This is a genomic window from Streptococcus sp. 29892 (genome assembly GCF_032594935.1).
Taxonomy (GTDB): Bacteria; Bacillota; Bacilli; order Lactobacillales; family Streptococcaceae; genus Streptococcus; species Streptococcus hyiners.
In genome coordinates this window covers 1,952,338-1,968,609 of sequence record NZ_CP118734.1, presented here as the reverse complement: position 1 = coordinate 1,968,609, position 16,272 = coordinate 1,952,338, and the positions used below count along the sequence as shown (strand labels likewise).

The window sequence follows — 16,272 nt, the reverse complement described above, 5'->3', positions numbered from 1 at the left end:
TTTTACTGGTTATTTAGATGATGCTAAATTAGGTTATACACGTACAAAAGCTAATGAAGATATTGCAGTAGTGACTTTGGATAGTTCGATTGCTTCTGTAGGTTTTCTCCCAGTAACCTCTATCTTAGCTATTAACGATGATATCACAGTTATTGGTTATCCTCAGGATAGAGGAGTGGTTATGCACAAATCAGGAGGAAAAGTTAAAAGTATTGATGGAAAGATAATAGGTTATCAAAATGATACGCTCTTTGGAAATAGTGGGGGTCCAGTACTGGATAGACAAAATCGAATTGTCGCAATCAATGTCGCTGAGCCTAAAATAGAAGGTGGATACACAGAAGAATATTTACAAAAGTATGGTGCTAATACGGGTAGAAAAATTGATCAGGATGCGATGCGCTTGATTGATGTTGCACTTCATAATAGAAAGACTGGTGATGGTATATCAGCCTCTGTACCAACATACCGCCTATATAATGATGGTTTGAAATACCATCTATATACAAAAGATAAGAACGAAGTAGATATTTTAAGTGGCCGTGATTGGATATATGAGGGTGTTATCTTCCATTCTTCTGGTAAGCGTCCAGTTTATCGTTTGTATAATTCAGGACTAAAAGTTCACCTCTATACATCAGATAAAAATGAGTACAATGTCTTAAGCACACATGGTTGGAAGCAAGAAGGCGTTGCATGGAATGTTGAATAAGGCAGGAGAAATAAATATGAAATTAAGAACAATTATTTTATTGCTAGTAGGAATTTTTTCCTTAGTAGGATTATCGCCGATGAATGCAACATCTATTTTTGCCAATGAACAGACCTATGACTATCTTCCTTCTGAAATATATTTTGATAGGAATACAATTCCAAAGGGAAATTTAGTTGTTGGAGATTCAGGACAGATTCGTCCGAATCAAAATAGTATATTTAAAGATTTTGAGTATGCTTTTAAGTATAAGTTGAGCGATTTTGGTGTAATAAGCATAGATGAGAAAGGGAATTGGGAGACTATCGGACCTGGTCAAGTCACCTTATGGGTTCATGGTCGATCTGAGTACAATGAAAGCCCAGAATTTGAAGCGGAACTTGATAAGCATGGAATTGTGCGTGTTAATGCTGGAATTTATCCCACTGTCGTACCTGATTATGTTAAGACTCATATTATAGTAACAGAGAATCCCCTAAGTACAGAGGTTTACCGCCTATACAATCCAAATCTTAAAGTCCATCTTTATACTCAGGATAGCAATGAATACAATGTATTAGCTACACGAGGTTGGGAGCAGGAGGGAGTTGCATGGTTATCACACAATACGGAGGGAGAACCTGTTTTTCGTCTCTATCATCCTGGATTAAAAGTTCATCTATACACACGTGATGTGAATGAATTTGCTGTTTTAGTCAGTCGAGGCTGGAACCAAGAAGGTATAGCTTATCGTTCCAAAGGGGATAAAGAAATTTATCGTCTTTATCACGAAGGGGTTAAGAAACACCTCTACACCACAAATGAAGTAGAAATAGATATCCTTTCAACACGCGGCTGGCGTTATGAAGGCATTGCCTGGTATGGAAGCTAATAAATTGAAGAGGTTGGGCAAAAACTAGCCAGTAAATAAAAAACACAGATAGATTCAAGCTAATTTTGATGAAATCTAGCCGAACTATTTGTGTTTTTTATTTTTGTCTCTATTATCTTGGGCTAATTTCTTAGCCAATTTTGTTAAATTCATGCACATTAGGAGGAATTCTATCTCAGTTTCAACCACCTTTTGACCTCTGACATGCACTCTGCGCACGCCAAAAACACCCTTCATCCTATCAAATACAGGTTCGACATCCACCTTGCATTTGGCATAAATGCGGGCTCTATTGTTTATACATTTTCATGCCTTTCTAGTTGTTTTGTCGTTATTATAATTATAAAGCATGAAATGGAAAACGAGCACCTTCTAATTGGAATTGCTCGCTTTTTTATATATGAGTGGCTAGTTTTTGCCCAGCCTCTTTTTCTTTGTGTTAGAGTATATTGATAAACAAAACGAGAAAAAGCCTTGATAAATCAAGACTTTCCTCATATCAACCAATCCTCCCTGTAGGGATCGAACCTACGACCCACGGATTAAGAGTCCGCTGCTCTGCCAGCTGAGCTAAGGAAGGGCAAAATAAAAATGCTGTATTGGTACCGGTTATTCATGAATTGTATTGATCCCGCACGCTAGAAGCAGGTGGGTGACGTGTTTCTGACTTAGTTGCTTCTGGGTGTACCAGCCTGCATACTGCCAAAAGATCTTTGTCTCCCTAGTAATACAAAAATAGTCGGTCAACACATAGGTATGAATTCGTATACCACAGCAGTTCTTATTTATGATTTAATATTACCACATTTTTTAAAAAAATCAAGAGAAAATCGGCAAAAAATGAAAACGTTATCAACTTTTTTTCTTGTTTTGTTTTAGATGGTTGATTTTTTCTTGGGTCATGCCCAAGGCACGCTCGTATTTGCCGGTGTCGTTGGCGGTGAAGTAGTCCGCAGTCAGTAACTTATCGGGCAGGTATTGCTGGTCCACCCATTTTTCAGGATAGGCATGGGGATACTGGTAGCCAATGGCATTTCCCAGCTCCTTACTGCCGGCATAGTGACCGTCCCGCAGATGATTTGGGATAGGCAGATGACCGTTTTTTCGCAAATCGGCCAGAGCTGCATCCATAGCCAGATAGGCAGAGTTAGACTTGGGAGAAAGGGCTAGATCAATCACCACATTGGCAATCAAAATCCGTGCCTCTGGAAAGCCGAGTTTCTGGGCAGCTTCAAGGGCGGTCACCGTATGAATTTGTGCCTCTGGATTGGCCAAGCCGATGTCTTCGTAGGCGATGACTGTCAAGCGACGAGCCAGACTAGGCAGGTCTTCCGCCTCAATCAAACGAGCGGCGTAGTGGAGGCTGGCATTGACATCACTGCCCCGAATGGATTTTTGTAGGGCGGAGAGAATGTCGTAATGGGCATCACCGTTCTTGTCCATGCTGATGTAGGACTTTTGCAGGCTATTTTCCACAGCGTCTAGGTCAATGTGGCGGCTAGCGTCGTCGCTTTCCTTGGTAGAAAGTACAGCTAGTTCCAGCGAATTGTAGGCGGCACGGAGATCGCCGTTGGTCGCATTGGCTAGAAAGTCCAGAACCTCAGGCTCAATGGTAATGGGGAAGTCAAAACCACGTTCACTGTCTGTCAAAGCCAGCTCCAAGGCCTGTCGGATGTGGCTGGTTTCCAATGGCTGCAATTCAAAAATCTGCACCCGACTACGAATGGCGGGCAGGATTGAGAAAAATGGATTTTCTGTTGTCGCCCCAATCATGATAATATTGCCATTCTCCAAGAGAGGAAGCAGGAAGTCTTGCTTAGTCTTGTTGAGGCGGTGGATTTCATCGAGCATGAGAACCAGACCGCCAGAAAATTTAGCCTCCTCAGCGATTTCCTGCAGGCGTTTTTGGTTGTCGGTCGTGGCATTAAAGGTCCGAAAGGCATACTTGGTCGTGCCAGCAATGGCAGAGGCGATAGAGGTCTTGCCAATCCCAGGCGGACCGTAGAGAATCATGGACGACAGCATATTGGCATCAATCATGCGGCGGATAATCTTTCCAGGACCGACCAGGTGCTCCTGACCGATGACGTCATCAATGGATTTGGGCCGCATACGAAGGGCGAGATTGGCTGGCATAGGCTTCCTTTCAGTACATTTATGGTATAATCATTATACTACAATTTTAGGATTTGGAGAGAAACGAAGATGGCGGAGTTGACGGTGAGTGTTTTGGAAGAATACTTGCGTGACCACTATGGGACGACAGTTCCCGAGCAAAGTCTCTTTATGAAATTAGTGGAAGAAATTGGTGAAGTGGCAGAGCTACTGAATCAACGTGCAGGCCGCAAGATGATGGATAGCGAAGACGACAGCTCTGCTCGTCTGGCAGAAGAATTAGCTGACGTTATTCACTATGCTGTAGCCTTAGCAGCGGTGAATCAACTAGATTTAACCAAGTCCATTTTGGAGAAAGACAAGTGGGCTTCCGTCAAATATGGTCGAGAAATAAATTTATTGGAATTTATCGTCATTTAGTTTTTCTTTTATTACGTCGTTAACTCGCTTTGCCGTACTTCAGTACAGCCTACAGCTCGTTGCCTAGTACTAAAAGTAAACTAAAAGACTATATAGAAAAGAGGAAATAGAATGGCAAAACATGGCTTTTTAGATGTGCTGGAAGCAGCACTGGACAAACATTTTACCTACGATTATGAACTCAACTGGGACAAGAAGAACCACGCTGTTGAGTTGGCTTTTATCTTGGAAGCACAAAATGCGGCTGGGATTGAAACGGTGGACGACGAAGGCAATGCGTCTTCTGATGATATTTTCTTGGAGGAGTATGTCCTTTTCTACAATCAGGACAAGTCTCGCTTTGACGAGGAAGACTACCTGGTCGCTCTGCCATTTGACGCCAAGAAGGGCTTTTCAGCAGAATTTCTGGCCTACTTCGCAGGTTTTCTCAAAGATACCGCCGACCAAGGTTTAGACGACCTCATGGACTTTTTGGCGGACCCAGAAGCCCAAGAATTTGCGATTGCTTGGGACGGAGAGGCTTTTGAAAAAGGCAGAGTAGACCTGGTGGAAGGGGAATTTTACCCATATCCGAGGTATTGAGATGGTTCATGAAATGTTACTGGCTCCAAAACCTTTTGAAATGATGAAGTCTGGTCAGAAGACCATTGAGCTACGACTTTATGATGAGAAGCGAAAGTATATACGCATTGGAGATTTTATCCGTTTTTATTGTACAGAAAATCAGACGCAAACGATCGAGGTGCAAGTATTAGATCTTCACATATTTGATAATTTTGCTCAGTTATACAAAGAACTGGATTTATTGTCTTGTGGGTATACGCAAAGCAGTATCAAAGAGGCGAAACCAGAAGATATGGAAGTTTACTATTCGCGAGAACAATTAGAACAATATGGTGCAGTGGGTATAGAATTGAGGGTAATAGATTCTATTTGACATTCTGTTTTCTCTCTTGCTTGACTGCAGGTGAAACTTTTGCTATTATAAAAATAGAAAAGGCGTTGAGTTCCAGCTCAACGCCCAGTAGGACCGCTAAACGGTGGTTCAGTTCGTTAGATTAAATAACCGTCAGAACTGTGTCAAAGTTTGCTGACGGTTATTTTTTATCTCGAATAGCTAAAATGATGACGATTATCAAGCTCAGTATTTCAACAAGTAGACTTGCGAATGTGAGCATGACAATCAGTCCATCAGCTACGGACAAAAGCATTCCTCCTTTCTAGCAGATTTGCTGTCCACTTTCATGGGCATCACCTCCGTTCAGAAACTTGGAACCACCGTCTCAAACTTTCCTACACATATTTATTCGCAGTACGATTAGAAAATTTTCGAAAAAGTATTATTAGGGCTCCATCGCGTAACATTAACTTGTAAAATGGGCTAGAAATCGGTACAATAATACAGTGATTGACGCATAGAAAAGAAAAGGAACAACAAACATGAACTCATGGCAAGAATTAACGATTCACGTGCATCGTGATGCAGAAGAAGCAGTTTCAAATCTCATGATTGAAACGGGCAGTCAGGGGGTGGCCATTAGCGACTCGGCTGACTATGTGGGACAGGAGGACCGTTTCGGTGAACTCTATCCCGAGGTGGAGCAGTCGGATATGATTGCCATTACGGCCTACTATCCTGACACTTTGGATATTGAGGAAGTTAAGGCAGATTTGGCTACTCGCTTGGCGGATTTGACAGGTTTTGGCTTGGAGACAGGTCAGATTAGCTTAGAAAGTCAGGAATTGGCAGAGGAAGACTGGGCGGACAACTGGAAGAAATACTATGAACCAGCCCGCATTACCCACGATTTGACTATTGTACCGTCTTGGACGGACTACGAGGCGACTGCTGGTGAGAAGATTATCTGTCTGGATCCAGGCATGGCTTTCGGTACAGGAACCCACCCGACCACTAAGATGAGCCTTTTTGCTCTTTCTCAGGTCCTGCGTGGTGGTGAAACGGTCATCGACGTCGGTACAGGTTCAGGCGTTCTCTCCATTGCAAGTTCTCTCTTGGGTGCCAAGGAGATTTACGCCTATGACTTGGATGAAGTGGCGGTGCGTGTGGCCCAGGAAAACATTGACCTCAATGCCAATACTAGCAATATTCATGTCGCAGCGGGCGATTTGCTTCGTGGCATTGACATTGAGGCGGAAGTCATTGTTGCCAACATCTTGGCGGACATTCTCATCCATCTGACCGAGGATGCCTACCGTCTGGTCAAGGACGAGGGTTACCTGATTATGAGCGGTATCATCGCGGACAAGTGGGACATGGTGCGAGCATCTGCGGAGGCGGCTGGCTTCTTCCTTGAGACCCACATGATCCAGGGCGAGTGGAATTGCTGCGTCTTTAAGAAGACGACTGACCGCTTAGGTGTGATTGGAGGCTAGGATGCAGCAGTATTTTGTCAATGGCAGAGCACCGCAGGGCGTGTTCCAGATTAGCGATAAGGACACAGCCAAGCATATGTTTTCTGTTATGCGTTTGCAGGCAGATGACCAGATAGTCCTAGTCTTTGACGACGGGATTAAACGCTTGGCGCGTGTAGTGGACAGCCAGAGCCAATCTGTTGAAATCATCGAAGAACTGGCAGACAATGTCGAATTACCCGTTTCCGTTACTATTGCCATGGGCTTTCCAAAGGGAGATAAGCTCGAATTTGTCGCCCAAAAGGCAACGGAGTTAGGCATGGCAGCTCTTTGGGCCTTTCCAGCGGACTGGTCTGTGGTCAAATGGGACGGTAAAAAACTGGCAAAGAAAGCAGAAAAGTTAGAAAAAATCGCCCAAGGAGCAGCCGAGCAAAGCAAACGCAATCGCATTCCAGCAATTCGTTTGTTTGAGAAAAAAGCTGATTTCCTATCCCAGCTGGCAGGATTTGACCGGATTATCTTAGCCTACGAAGAGGCTGCAAAAGAGGGTGAACAAGCCAACCTGGTGAAAATCTTGTCTGGCTTAGAAATCGGCCAATCAGTTCTGGTCATCGTCGGTCCAGAAGGTGGCGTGTCGCCTGAGGAAGTAGCCGCATTTGAAGGAGCAGGAGCGGTCAAGACAGGCCTTGGTCCTCGCATTCTTCGAGCGGAAACGGCTCCCCTCTACGCCCTTTCTGCCATTAGCTACGCGACGGAATTGTTGAGTTAGATTCATGTTCGCATTAGGAACCATTATCAATACGGTGGCCATTGCCCTAGCAGGTGTACTAGGGTCTTGGTTTGGGCATTTACTAAAAGAACGCCATCAATCAGGACTAACGGTAGCGAGCGGCGTTGCCATTCTCTTTTTAGGGATTTCAGGAACGCTGACTGGACTTTTACGAGTGGAAAATGGTCAACTGGTCACCCAGAACACCATGCTTTTTGTACTCAGTCTAGCTTTCGGTACTTTCTTAGGAGAAGTCCTGCATATTGAAGGCTGGTTTGAACGATTGGGTATCTGGCTCCGTGAAAAATCGGGAAATAGTCAAGATGGGCAATTCTTAGATGCTTTCCTGACAGCTTCTTTGACCGTTTGTATCGGTGCCATGGCCATACTAGGAGCCATCCAAGATGGATTGACGGGTGATTATCGTTTGTTGGCCGTAAAGAGTATTTTGGACTTTATTATCATTTTGATTATGACCTCGAGTTTGGGTAAGGGAGCAGGCTTTTCAGCAGTACCCGTTTTTCTCTTTCAAGGCTCTGTGACTCTTTTGGCCCGCCTGATTGAACCTTTGATGACGGATCAGGCCCTTGCCAATCTCTCCTTTATCGGCTCCGCCCTCATCTTCTGTGTCGGTGTCAATATCATCTGGGACAGAAAGATTCGCGTTGCTAATATGCTGCCTGCCATTCTTATCGCGGTTGTTTGGAGCTGCTTTGCATAAGAAAAACCAGGATTTTCCTGGTTTTTACTATTTTCGTTCAAATTCTAACAGACTGACTTGCCCCAAGCCCTTCCAGACCTCCTCGATTTGCCCACTCTGTTGAAAACCATTTTTCAGTAGCACCTTCTGAGAGGCTCTGTTTTCTGGCAGGACAAAGGCAACGATTGCTTTTATCAGACATTCTTCTATTAGGAAATGGCAGAGCAGGCTGACTGCCTGACTAGCTAGACCCTGATTCCAGAAGGCATGATGAATCCGATAGCCAATGGTTACCGACGCAGACCGTTTCTTGTGGTCGAAAACTTCCAAAACGCCAATCAATCTCCCTTGATGTTCCAAGCCCAAGAATAAGCATTTCTTCTTATTGAAATCCCTCTGGAAATGCCCAATGCGTTTTCGGAGGGTTTCTTTGTTTTGAGTGGAAGTGTTGGGTGTCATCTGAAAGTGAACGGGATTGGAATAGATTTCCCACAGGTCCTCGAGGTCTGACTCATGGATGGTACGTAATCGAAACGCTGAATGTTCAATAAATGGAATAGTGTCGAATAGTTTAGGGCTGATGTTCATGGATGTAGTATACTGGAAAAGCCAGACTTTAGCAAACTCTTACCGCTTCCCTTTTTCTTTTTCAGTGAAAATGGTAAAATAATAGGAAATAGTTAGGGAGAGAAGTAAATGAAGGAAATTAATTTTACAGGAGAAGAGGTCGTTGGGCTAACTGCCACCTATCTTCCAGCCGAAGATGTTGCCTTTGTTCAGAAGGCATTGGACTTTGCGACGGAGGCACACAAGTCACAATTTCGCAAATCAGGCGAACCTTATATTGTTCACCCCATCCAAGTAGCGGGAATTTTGGCAGGACTTAAGCTTGATGCTGTCACTGTTGCCTGTGGCTTCTTGCATGATGTGGTTGAGGATACGGAAGTTACCTTGGATGAGATGGAGGCTGAATTTGGACCAGAGGTTCGCCATATAGTCGGTGGTGTGACCAAGCTGGGTAAGGTAGAGTACAAGTCTCATGAGGAGCAACTAGCTGAAAACCACCGCAATATGCTGATTGCCATGTCCCAAGACATGCGGGTCATTCTGGTTAAACTGGCAGACCGTCTCCACAACATGCGGACCCTCAAGCACTTGCGCAAGGACAAACAAGAACGAATTTCACGTGAAACAATGGAAATCTATGCACCGCTTGCCCACCGACTTGGTATTTCTTCTATCAAGTGGGAATTGGAAGATATGTCCTTCCGCTATCTCAATGAGATTGAATTCTATAAGATAACTCGAATGATGAGGGAAAAGCGTCGTGAGCGGGAAGAATTGGTCAATGAAGTTGTTGACAAGTTGCGAGAATATACAGAGGAGCGCCATCTACATGGTCAGATTTACGGTAGACCCAAGCATATTTACTCTATCTATCGGAAGATGCATGACAAGAAAAAACGCTTTGATGAGCTGTACGACTTGACTGCTATCCGGTGCTTGATGGATACACCGAGCGATGTCTATGCTATGCTAGGCTACATTCATGAACTATGGAAGCCCATGCCAGGTCGTTTCAAGGACTACATTGCCAGTCCAAAAGCCAATGGCTACCAGTCCATTCATACGACAGTCTATGGACCAAAGGGACCGATTGAGTTCCAGATTCGGACAGTGGAAATGCATCAGGTGGCAGAGTACGGGGTGGCGGCTCACTGGGCCTACAAGCGTGGCGGAAAGGCAACTGCCAGCGAAAAAGAATTGCGATGGATTAACAACCTGATTGAACTCCAAGAAGGAGCAGGGGATGCCCAATCCTTCGTCGATTCGGTTAAGGACGATATTTTTACAGAGCGTATTTACGTTTTCACGCCAGATGGTGCGGTGCGTGAATTGCCTAAGGACTCCGTACCCATTGACTTCGCCTATGAAATTCATACCAAGGTCGGCGAGCGGGCGACAGGTGCCAAGGTTAACGGCCGTATGGTGCCTCTGACGACCAAGCTTAAGACAGGTGATCAGGTGGAAATCATCACCTCTGCCAACTCTTTCGGTCCCAGTCGTGACTGGGTCAACTTGGTTAAAACCCACAAGGCTCGCAATAAAATCAAGCAGTTCTTCAAGAATCAGGACAAGGAACTATCTATTTCCAAGGGGCGGGAGATGCTTCAGAACCTACTCCAAGAAAATGGCTACGTTCCCAACCAATACCTGGACCGTCGTCACATGGACGAGGTCTTGCAAAAGACTAGTTACAAAACGGATGAAGCCTTATATGCAGCGGTTGGTTTTGGAGAAGTTTCTGCCGTGTCAATCTTTAACCGTCTGACAGAGAAAGAACGCCGAGAAGCTGAGAGGGCTAAGGCCAAGGCTGTTGCGGATGAATTGGTCAACGGTGGCGAAGTCAAACACGACAACAAAGATAGTTTGAAAATCCGTCACGAAGGTGGTGTGGTCATTGAAGGGGCGTCAGGCTTGCTGATACGGATTGCCAAATGTTGTAATCCAGTACCTGGCGATGAAATTGTCGGCTACATCACCAAGGGGCGTGGGGTAGCCGTTCACCGTGTAGACTGTATGAACCTCAAGAGCCAGGAAAACTACGATGTCCGTCTGATTGATGTCGGTTGGGAGGATGAAAATTCGACCAAGGAATACATGGCAAACATTGACATCTACGGGCTCAACCGTTCAGGTCTCCTCAATGATGTTCTCAAGGTTTTGACAAATGCCAGCAAGAACATTTCTTCGGTCAATGCCCAGCCAACCAAGGATATGAAATTTGCGACTATCCACGTTTCCTTTGGTATTTCTAACCTAGCAACCTTGACCAGTCTGGTGGACAAGATCAAATCAGTGCCAGAAGTTTACTCAGTGAAAAGGACCAACGGATAAGATGAAAATTGTATTACAACGTGTATCACAGGCCAGTGTGACCATCGACGGAAGTATCCATGGGCAAATTGATCAGGGGCTTTTGCTTCTAGTCGGTGTGGGACCAGATGACAGCCAGGAAGACCTGGACTATGCTGTTCGAAAAATCGTCAATATGCGGATATTTTCAGATGAAGCAGGCAAGATGAACAAGTCTGTTCAAGATGTGGCGGGCAAGATTTTATCCATTTCCCAATTTACCCTTTTTGCAGACACCAAAAAAGGCAATCGCCCTGCCTTTACAGGAGCAGCAGCTCCTGCCCTAGCCAGCCAACTCTACGATGCTTTTAACCAATCCCTGTCAGCCTTTGTGCCGGTTGAAGTGGGCGTTTTTGGGGCGGATATGGCGGTCAGTCTGGTCAATGATGGGCCGGTGACCATTGTTTTGGATACGAAAAATCGCTAGACCTCTATATATCTATATGTAAATTTGGTATACTAATATCAAGAAACTGTGGAGGTGCCCAATGAAAAAGTTATTGACCAATCATTTCTTTTATTTAATTCTCGCCTTTGTTTTGATAGTAGCCATCTATCTTAGCGATTTAGATAAACGCTGGATTATTCTAGCAAGCTTTCTTTACTTCATTCCCTCGCAGATTTTATACCGTCGTCGCCTCAAAGAGCGGCTACAAGAAGACCAGCCCGAGTAGGCTGGTTTTTTCGACAGTGTTGGTTTAGTCATTTGAATTAGCTTTGATGCATCGTCACTTTCGACTTGCCGTACTCTAGTACAGCCTGCGCCTCAGTTCCTTGTCTGAAAGCCCTTCATTCGACTATTATTTGAAAACAATGTGCTATAATAATCTTGTCACAAAGTGTTAGTGTATGTTTTGAAGATAGGATGAGGGGAGCAGAAATATGAGAAAATTTTTTCAAGACCACAATCAAGAATATCTGGAAACCAGAAGTTCAACCAGAGAAGATTGGGGAATGGTTGATTCAGAGAAAGATGACCTGGGGCATGCGGTGGGGCCTGGTGCTCGTGTTCATGTTTGTCATCCAGCCCTTGACCTATAACCCCTTCTTTCTCTTGGGTTGTTTTTATTTAGGTTCTTTTTTGGGTTTGGTATATATCCTAGGGCAACTATTTTTTGCAACCAGATCCATTTTCCGTAACATGAAGAAAAAATAATCGCTCAGCTTGTTTAGGCTGGGCGATTAGTCTTTTCTACGAATAATTCTTGGGCGATGATTACAGGTATGGCCAGTTCTTTGTCCTTGTACTGGATGGTAATGGTCTGGGCAAACTGGTCGAAGGCTGTCACAAGTAGTTGATCGCCAACAGTTAACTCATGTTGTTCCAGGTATTGGAGAAGCTGGTAGAAGTCATGGATACGAACCAGTTGGTAGCTGCCAGTTTCGGTCAGTTGGGACAGCCGGGTCTGGTAGCGTTCTACAAGCAACTGATTTTCTTTAGGAATGCTACCACCGTGTGGGCAGGTTGGGGGATAACCCAAGAGTTTATCTAGTCGGTTGATGAAATGGTCTGAAACGGTGTGTTCTAAAATTTCAGCTTCTTCATGGACTTGTTCAGGGGAATAGCCCAGCTGTTCAACTAAAAAGACTTCTATCAGGCGGTGCTTGCGGTAGAGGTTGGCTACCATTTCCAAGGCAGCTTGGCTGAGGAGGTAACCTGCTGATTTATCTTTTTCAATCAACTCTTCCGTGACCATTTTTTTCAGCATTTCGGAAACGGCTGGGGCGGAAAAATTCATCTTTTCAGCAATCTGCTTATTGGTGATTTTCTGTTCTGTCTGCCCTAGTTCGTAAATGACTTTCAGGTAGTCTTCTTTGTTTGGTGTCATATTCTCTCACTTTCTAATCAAGAACATTATACCAAAATTTTATAAAAATCATTGACAGAAAGAATTTTTTAATATATATTAAAACTAAAATTAAGTATACCTAACAAAATACAAAGGAGACCCTATCATGAAAAAACTAATTCTTAGTTTGGCTCTGCTATTGTCCCTTATCGGACTAGGAGCCTGTCGTTCAACGCAAAGCCCAGAGGCTTCCAGCAAGCCGCGAGTGGCGGTCACGACCTCTTTCCTCAATGACATGGTCTACCAGCTGGCAGGAGATGAGGTGGAGCGAGATCTACTAATTCCAGCAGGGGAAGACCCGCACCTCTATGTTGCCAAAGCCAGCGACCTGTCCAAGTTGCAGAAGGCAGATTTGGTCCTCTACCATGGTTTGCACTTTGAGGGCAAGATGGTGGAAGCCTTGGAAAAGACAGGGGTAGCAGTGTCTAAGAACTTTGCCCAGTCGGATTTGACTACCATGGATGAGGATGGTCAGCAGATTGTGGACCCTCACTTCTGGTTTTCTATTCCTCTCTATAAATCAGCGGTAGCGGTAGCTTCTGAGGAGTTGCAAAAACTTCTTCCGGAAAAAGCAGAGCTGATTCAGAAAAATACGGAAAATTACCTAGCTCAGTTGGATGACTTGCATACTTGGATTGAAAAAGAGCTGAGTGTCCTGCCTGCTGAGAGCCGTTACCTGGTAACCCCACATGATGCCTTTAACTACTTCGCAGCCAGCTATGACTTTACTCTCTATGCACCGCAGGGCATTAGTACCGAGTCTGAAGTTGCCAACAGCGATATGATTGAAACGGTCAATATGATTTTAGAACATGGTATCAAGGCCATCTTTACCGAGTCAACAACCAGTCCAGAACGCATGGAAAAATTGCAGGAAGCTGTCAAGGCCAAGGGTGGTCAAGTAGCGATTGTAAGCGGTGAAGGCAAGGAGCTATTCTCAGATTCCCTAGCACCAGAAGGGGAAGAGGGAGCGACATTTATCGATATGTACAAGCACAATGTCCAGTTAATTGTGGAGCATTTGCAGTAAGAAAGGTTGGAAGAATGGAAGAAATACTGAGAGTTGAAGACTTGTCCTTGCACTATGGTGCAGGACAGGTCAAGGCTCTAGATCGGGTCAGTTTTCAGCTGCCCAAGGGTTGTCGTGCAGCCCTGGTCGGACCAAATGGTGCAGGGAAATCGAGCTTGTTTAAGGCGATTTTGGGATTGGAGAAGGGGGTAAGTGGCAAGGTTTCGCTACTAGGTCAGTCAGAGAAACTGGACCAAGTTATTCAAAAAAATGTTGCCTATATTCCCCAAGCCAGCCAGGTCAACTGGCAGTTTCCTGCAAGGGTTCTTGATATTGTCCTGATGGGGCGGTTTGCCCATACCAGTGGTTTCTTCCGTCGACCAAGTTCCTTAGATAAGGAAAAGGCAGAGCAGGCTCTGGAAGAGATGAAAATCAGTGATTTACGCAATCGACAGATTGACCAGCTATCTGGAGGTCAGCGGCAACGAGTCTTTCTAGCTAGGGCCTTGGCCCAGGAAGCTGAAATCTACATGATGGATGAGCCTTTGGCTGGGATTGATCAGGTGACAGAGCAAGTCATCATGGACTGTTTGAAGAAGTTCCAGCAAGAAGGCAAGACCTCCCTGGTTATCCACCATGACCTTTTGACCTTGGAAAAGTATTTTGATTATGTCCTCTGGCTCAATGGTCGTTTGGTGGCAGAGGGGGCTATGGATCAGGTGGATTTGCTGCAAGCCTATCAAGCTGCCTTTGGTCAGGAACCAGCCTTGTTTCTAAAGGAGGGGCTCGGTCATGCTTGATCTCTTGCAGGACTATTCTTTTTGGACGGTAGCTCTGGGAACCCTTGTTTTAGCCTTGGCGGCTAGTCAAATCGGGACCATTAGCGTCTTGACCAGACAGAGTTTAATCGGGGATAGCTTGGGGCATGCGGCCTATCCAGGTATCATCCTGTCCTATATGGTCTTTCAATCACGCCAGCCCCTGCTCCTCTTGATTGGAGCGGTGGCTTCGGGTTACCTGTCCTATGGTCTGGTCAGCTGGCTCTGTCGAGGAGGGCGGACCAGTCGTGTCAATGCCTTGGCCTTGGTTTCGGCAGCTTTTTTTGGACTGGGCTTGGTTCTCAAGCAGTATGTTCAGGGCAATGAGGCCTTTCAAGGAGCTGCCCAGGCAGGCTTGGAAAACTATGTTTTTGGTCAGGCTGCCTTTATGCAACTGGATGATGTTGTATTGATTTGCCTAGTAGCCGTGCTAGCCTTGTTCCTATTTGGCTGGCATTACCAGTCACTTAAGCTTTATCTGTTTGATAAACAGTTTGCCAAGCTAGTGGGTATTCCTGTGGAAAAGATTGACCGTATGACCCTGTTTCTGATGATGAGTTTGATTACGGTTGGCTTGAAGGTGGTTGGGGCTATCCTGATGAGTAGTTTCTTGATAGCACCGGCTGTCTTTGGCTTGCTTCTAGGAAAGTCCTATGGCCAGACCTTGGCATTAGCAGCAGGAATTGCTGGATTTTCAGCCCTACTTGGAAGTTATGTGAGTTCGGTGGTGACAGGTTTATCGACTGGACCGGCTATTATTGTTTGCTTGAGTTTGTCCTCTTTAGTGGCTTTTGCTTATGTGACCTATATCAGAAAGGAGAATGCAGGTGCTTGAGGTCTTATTGATTTTACTGGCTGTTGGTTCTTCTTGTGGCTTGATTGGGTCTGTCTTGGTGGTGCGCAATCAGGCCATGCTGGCAGATGCCTTGTCCCACTCGGTTCTGTTGGGGATAGTACTGGGCTTCTTTGTCAGTCACAGCCTAGATTCCCCCCTGCTACTGTTTGGGGCGGCGGTTTTTGGTCTACTGACAGTTCTAGCGATTGAGGGACTACACACTCGCAAGTTGGCTCAGGATGCGGCGACGGGCCTGCTCTTTACCTTTTTCTTTGCCCTAGCTGTTATTCTCATCTCCCTCTTTGCCCGTAATGTCCATCTGGACTTGGATATGGTCCTGATGGGCGAGGTGCTCTTTGCCCCTCTTAACAGGCTGGATTTTTTAGGGCTATCGCTACCCTTGGCCTTGGTCAAGTCTGTCGGGCTCTTACTGGTCTTGCTGGTCTTCTTTTCCTTTAAGTTTCAAGCTCTGACCCTCTATCTCTTGGACAAGGAGCAGGCTAAACTCCAAGGGATTGCCACCAAAAGGCTGGAGTTGGGATTGATTTTTCTGGTTTCCTTGACAACGGTCTCGTCCTTTGAAGCGGTCGGCTCTATGGCGGTCATTGTTTTCTTACTAGCACCCAGTATGGCAGCCTTACCTTGGTCGAAGCATTTCTGTCAGTTTTTAGTTTTGGGGCAATGCTGCGCCATTCTGATGATTGTTCTAGGCTTTGGGCTTGCCAGTTGGCTTGACCTGACCATGTCTGGCACCTGTTCGGTCATGGGTCTTCTGACAGTCTGCGTCAGCTTTTTCCTAAAAAATGCCCTAAAAACCTAGTTTGGCAAATGAAATTGTCAGACTTTTTTGTTATTATAGTAAGTAATCACACAAGCAAAGGAGA

General features: G+C 45.2%; 20 protein-coding genes, 1 tRNA gene, 1 other RNA gene and 1 pseudogene. 16 read left to right on the top strand and 7 right to left on the bottom strand.

The window, feature by feature from the left end:
- Nucleotides 1-76 precede the first annotated feature (76 nt).
- Together PW220_RS10390 and PW220_RS09875 are read left to right on the top strand one after the other, a co-directional pair.
- Entirely contained in the window at nt 77-712 is a 636-nt protein-coding gene (locus PW220_RS10390; protein ID WP_398582927.1) for a trypsin-like peptidase domain-containing protein, read from the top strand.
- A gap of 16 nt (nt 713-728) precedes the next feature.
- On the top strand, nt 729-1,583 hold the full coding sequence (locus PW220_RS09875; RefSeq protein WP_153046711.1) for a hypothetical protein: 855 nt from the start codon (nt 729-731) through the stop codon (nt 1,581-1,583).
- Nucleotides 1,584-1,702: 119 nt separating this feature from the next.
- On the opposite strand, the pseudogene PW220_RS10385 reads toward PW220_RS09875, so the two are convergent.
- From PW220_RS10385 to PW220_RS09855, 4 genes and pseudogenes are all read right to left on the bottom strand, one after another.
- A pseudogene (locus tag PW220_RS10385) lies at nt 1,703-1,871 on the bottom strand (transposase); the annotation flags it as partial.
- Nucleotides 1,872-2,090: 219 nt separating this feature from the next.
- Nucleotides 2,091-2,163, bottom strand: a tRNA-Lys gene (locus tag PW220_RS09865).
- 7 nt (nt 2,164-2,170) lie between these two features.
- Nucleotides 2,171-2,364: non-coding RNA, 6S RNA (gene ssrS, locus PW220_RS09860), on the bottom strand.
- 71 nt (nt 2,365-2,435) lie between these two features.
- The gene (locus PW220_RS09855; RefSeq protein WP_248055788.1) at nt 2,436-3,719 is read right to left on the bottom strand and encodes a replication-associated recombination protein A; all 1,284 of its coding nucleotides are present in this window, start codon (nt 3,717-3,719) and stop codon (nt 2,436-2,438) included.
- A 69-nt stretch (nt 3,720-3,788) separates the two neighbouring features.
- On the opposite strand from PW220_RS09855, the gene PW220_RS09850 reads away from it, so the two are divergent.
- The 3 genes from PW220_RS09850 (at nt 3,789) to PW220_RS09840 (ending at nt 5,055) form a co-directional block, all read left to right on the top strand.
- Nucleotides 3,789-4,118, top strand: a complete 330-nt coding sequence (locus PW220_RS09850) for a MazG nucleotide pyrophosphohydrolase domain-containing protein (RefSeq protein ID WP_044676747.1) — start codon at nt 3,789-3,791, stop codon at nt 4,116-4,118.
- A 111-nt stretch (nt 4,119-4,229) separates the two neighbouring features.
- A complete protein-coding gene (locus PW220_RS09845; RefSeq protein ID WP_248055786.1) occupies nt 4,230-4,700 on the top strand; it encodes a DUF3013 family protein in 471 nt (156 codons plus the stop codon).
- Between the two features lies 1 nt (nt 4,701).
- Complete coding sequence (locus PW220_RS09840; protein ID WP_248055785.1) at nt 4,702-5,055, top strand: ASCH domain-containing protein; 354 nt, start codon at nt 4,702-4,704, stop codon at nt 5,053-5,055.
- A gap of 160 nt (nt 5,056-5,215) precedes the next feature.
- Here the strand turns inward: PW220_RS09840 and PW220_RS09835 are convergent, their stop codons facing one another.
- Nucleotides 5,216-5,329, bottom strand: a complete 114-nt coding sequence (locus PW220_RS09835) for a putative holin-like toxin (RefSeq protein ID WP_248055784.1) — start codon at nt 5,327-5,329, stop codon at nt 5,216-5,218.
- 229 nt (nt 5,330-5,558) lie between these two features.
- Here PW220_RS09835 and prmA point away from each other — a divergent pair, with 229 nt between their 5' ends.
- The 3 genes from prmA to PW220_RS09820 are packed head-to-tail and all read left to right on the top strand — an operon-like array spanning nt 5,559 to nt 7,981.
- Nucleotides 5,559-6,512: a 50S ribosomal protein L11 methyltransferase gene (prmA, locus tag PW220_RS09830; RefSeq protein WP_248055783.1), complete on the top strand. Its 954-nt coding sequence runs from the start codon at nt 5,559-5,561 to the stop codon at nt 6,510-6,512.
- A 1-nt stretch (nt 6,513) separates the two neighbouring features.
- A complete protein-coding gene (locus PW220_RS09825; protein WP_248055781.1) occupies nt 6,514-7,260 on the top strand; it encodes a 16S rRNA (uracil(1498)-N(3))-methyltransferase in 747 nt (248 codons plus the stop codon).
- Between the two features lie 4 nt (nt 7,261-7,264).
- On the top strand, nt 7,265-7,981 hold the full coding sequence (locus PW220_RS09820) for a DUF554 domain-containing protein (protein WP_248055780.1): 717 nt from the start codon (nt 7,265-7,267) through the stop codon (nt 7,979-7,981).
- A gap of 27 nt (nt 7,982-8,008) precedes the next feature.
- Here the strand turns inward: PW220_RS09820 and PW220_RS09815 are convergent, their stop codons facing one another.
- The gene (locus PW220_RS09815; protein WP_248055778.1) at nt 8,009-8,548 is read right to left on the bottom strand and encodes a GNAT family N-acetyltransferase; all 540 of its coding nucleotides are present in this window, start codon (nt 8,546-8,548) and stop codon (nt 8,009-8,011) included.
- 108 nt (nt 8,549-8,656) lie between these two features.
- On the opposite strand from PW220_RS09815, the gene PW220_RS09810 reads away from it, so the two are divergent.
- The 4 genes from PW220_RS09810 to PW220_RS09795 all read left to right on the top strand — a co-directional run bounded on the left by PW220_RS09810 (nt 8,657) and on the right by PW220_RS09795 (nt 11,917).
- Nucleotides 8,657-10,858: a RelA/SpoT family protein gene (locus PW220_RS09810; RefSeq protein WP_248055774.1), complete on the top strand. Its 2,202-nt coding sequence runs from the start codon at nt 8,657-8,659 to the stop codon at nt 10,856-10,858.
- A 1-nt stretch (nt 10,859) separates the two neighbouring features.
- Nucleotides 10,860-11,303 carry a D-aminoacyl-tRNA deacylase gene (gene dtd / locus PW220_RS09805; protein WP_248055772.1) on the top strand — a complete coding sequence of 148 codons (444 nt, stop codon included), beginning with the start codon at nt 10,860-10,862 and terminating at the stop codon, nt 11,301-11,303.
- A gap of 61 nt (nt 11,304-11,364) precedes the next feature.
- Complete coding sequence (locus PW220_RS09800; protein WP_248055769.1) at nt 11,365-11,550, top strand: hypothetical protein; 186 nt, start codon at nt 11,365-11,367, stop codon at nt 11,548-11,550.
- A gap of 208 nt (nt 11,551-11,758) precedes the next feature.
- Nucleotides 11,759-11,917, top strand: coding sequence for a hypothetical protein (locus PW220_RS09795; protein WP_248055765.1), 159 nt, complete (start codon nt 11,759-11,761; stop codon nt 11,915-11,917).
- A 128-nt stretch (nt 11,918-12,045) separates the two neighbouring features.
- On the opposite strand, the gene PW220_RS09790 is transcribed toward PW220_RS09795, so the two are convergent.
- On the bottom strand, nt 12,046-12,705 hold the full coding sequence (locus tag PW220_RS09790) for a metal-dependent transcriptional regulator (RefSeq protein ID WP_248055762.1): 660 nt from the start codon (nt 12,703-12,705) through the stop codon (nt 12,046-12,048).
- Between the two features lie 127 nt (nt 12,706-12,832).
- Between PW220_RS09790 and PW220_RS09785 the strand changes: the two genes are divergently transcribed.
- The 4 genes from PW220_RS09785 to PW220_RS09770 are packed head-to-tail and all read left to right on the top strand — an operon-like array spanning nt 12,833 to nt 16,208.
- Entirely contained in the window at nt 12,833-13,756 is a 924-nt protein-coding gene (locus PW220_RS09785) for a metal ABC transporter solute-binding protein, Zn/Mn family (protein WP_248055759.1), read from the top strand.
- Nucleotides 13,757-13,770: 14 nt separating this feature from the next.
- Nucleotides 13,771-14,535 (top strand): metal ABC transporter ATP-binding protein, encoded by a 765-nt coding sequence (locus tag PW220_RS09780; RefSeq protein WP_248055756.1) that lies wholly within the window; start codon nt 13,771-13,773, stop codon nt 14,533-14,535.
- The gene (locus PW220_RS09775) at nt 14,528-15,388 is read left to right on the top strand and encodes a metal ABC transporter permease (protein ID WP_248055753.1); all 861 of its coding nucleotides are present in this window, start codon (nt 14,528-14,530) and stop codon (nt 15,386-15,388) included. Before PW220_RS09780 ends, PW220_RS09775 begins: the two co-directional genes overlap by 8 nt.
- A complete protein-coding gene (locus tag PW220_RS09770) occupies nt 15,381-16,208 on the top strand; it encodes a metal ABC transporter permease (protein ID WP_248055750.1) in 828 nt (275 codons plus the stop codon). The genes PW220_RS09775 and PW220_RS09770 overlap by 8 nt, the downstream gene beginning before the upstream one ends.
- Nucleotides 16,209-16,272: the final 64 nt, after the last annotated feature.

Bases quoted from the DNA above. Each gene is read 5' to 3' on its own strand.
- PW220_RS09875 (WP_153046711.1), top strand. From the start codon at position 729: ATGAAATTAAGAACAATTATTTTATTGCTAGTAGGAATTTTTTCCTTA.
- PW220_RS09855 (WP_248055788.1), bottom strand. From the start codon at position 3,719: ATGCCAGCCAATCTCGCCCTTCGTATGCGGCCCAAATCCATTGATGAC.
- PW220_RS09850 (WP_044676747.1), top strand. From the start codon at position 3,789: ATGGCGGAGTTGACGGTGAGTGTTTTGGAAGAATACTTGCGTGACCAC.
- PW220_RS09845 (WP_248055786.1), top strand. From the start codon at position 4,230: ATGGCAAAACATGGCTTTTTAGATGTGCTGGAAGCAGCACTGGACAAA.
- PW220_RS09840 (WP_248055785.1), top strand. From the start codon at position 4,702: ATGGTTCATGAAATGTTACTGGCTCCAAAACCTTTTGAAATGATGAAG.
- PW220_RS09835 (WP_248055784.1), bottom strand. From the start codon at position 5,329: ATGCTTTTGTCCGTAGCTGATGGACTGATTGTCATGCTCACATTCGCA.
- prmA (WP_248055783.1), top strand. From the start codon at position 5,559: ATGAACTCATGGCAAGAATTAACGATTCACGTGCATCGTGATGCAGAA.
- PW220_RS09825 (WP_248055781.1), top strand. From the start codon at position 6,514: ATGCAGCAGTATTTTGTCAATGGCAGAGCACCGCAGGGCGTGTTCCAG.
- PW220_RS09820 (WP_248055780.1), top strand. From the start codon at position 7,265: ATGTTCGCATTAGGAACCATTATCAATACGGTGGCCATTGCCCTAGCA.
- PW220_RS09815 (WP_248055778.1), bottom strand. From the start codon at position 8,548: ATGAACATCAGCCCTAAACTATTCGACACTATTCCATTTATTGAACAT.
- PW220_RS09810 (WP_248055774.1), top strand. From the start codon at position 8,657: ATGAAGGAAATTAATTTTACAGGAGAAGAGGTCGTTGGGCTAACTGCC.
- dtd (WP_248055772.1), top strand. From the start codon at position 10,860: ATGAAAATTGTATTACAACGTGTATCACAGGCCAGTGTGACCATCGAC.
- PW220_RS09800 (WP_248055769.1), top strand. From the start codon at position 11,365: ATGAAAAAGTTATTGACCAATCATTTCTTTTATTTAATTCTCGCCTTT.
- PW220_RS09795 (WP_248055765.1), top strand. From the start codon at position 11,759: ATGAGAAAATTTTTTCAAGACCACAATCAAGAATATCTGGAAACCAGA.
- PW220_RS09790 (WP_248055762.1), bottom strand. From the start codon at position 12,705: ATGACACCAAACAAAGAAGACTACCTGAAAGTCATTTACGAACTAGGG.
- PW220_RS09785 (WP_248055759.1), top strand. From the start codon at position 12,833: ATGAAAAAACTAATTCTTAGTTTGGCTCTGCTATTGTCCCTTATCGGA.
- PW220_RS09780 (WP_248055756.1), top strand. From the start codon at position 13,771: ATGGAAGAAATACTGAGAGTTGAAGACTTGTCCTTGCACTATGGTGCA.
- PW220_RS09775 (WP_248055753.1), top strand. From the start codon at position 14,528: ATGCTTGATCTCTTGCAGGACTATTCTTTTTGGACGGTAGCTCTGGGA.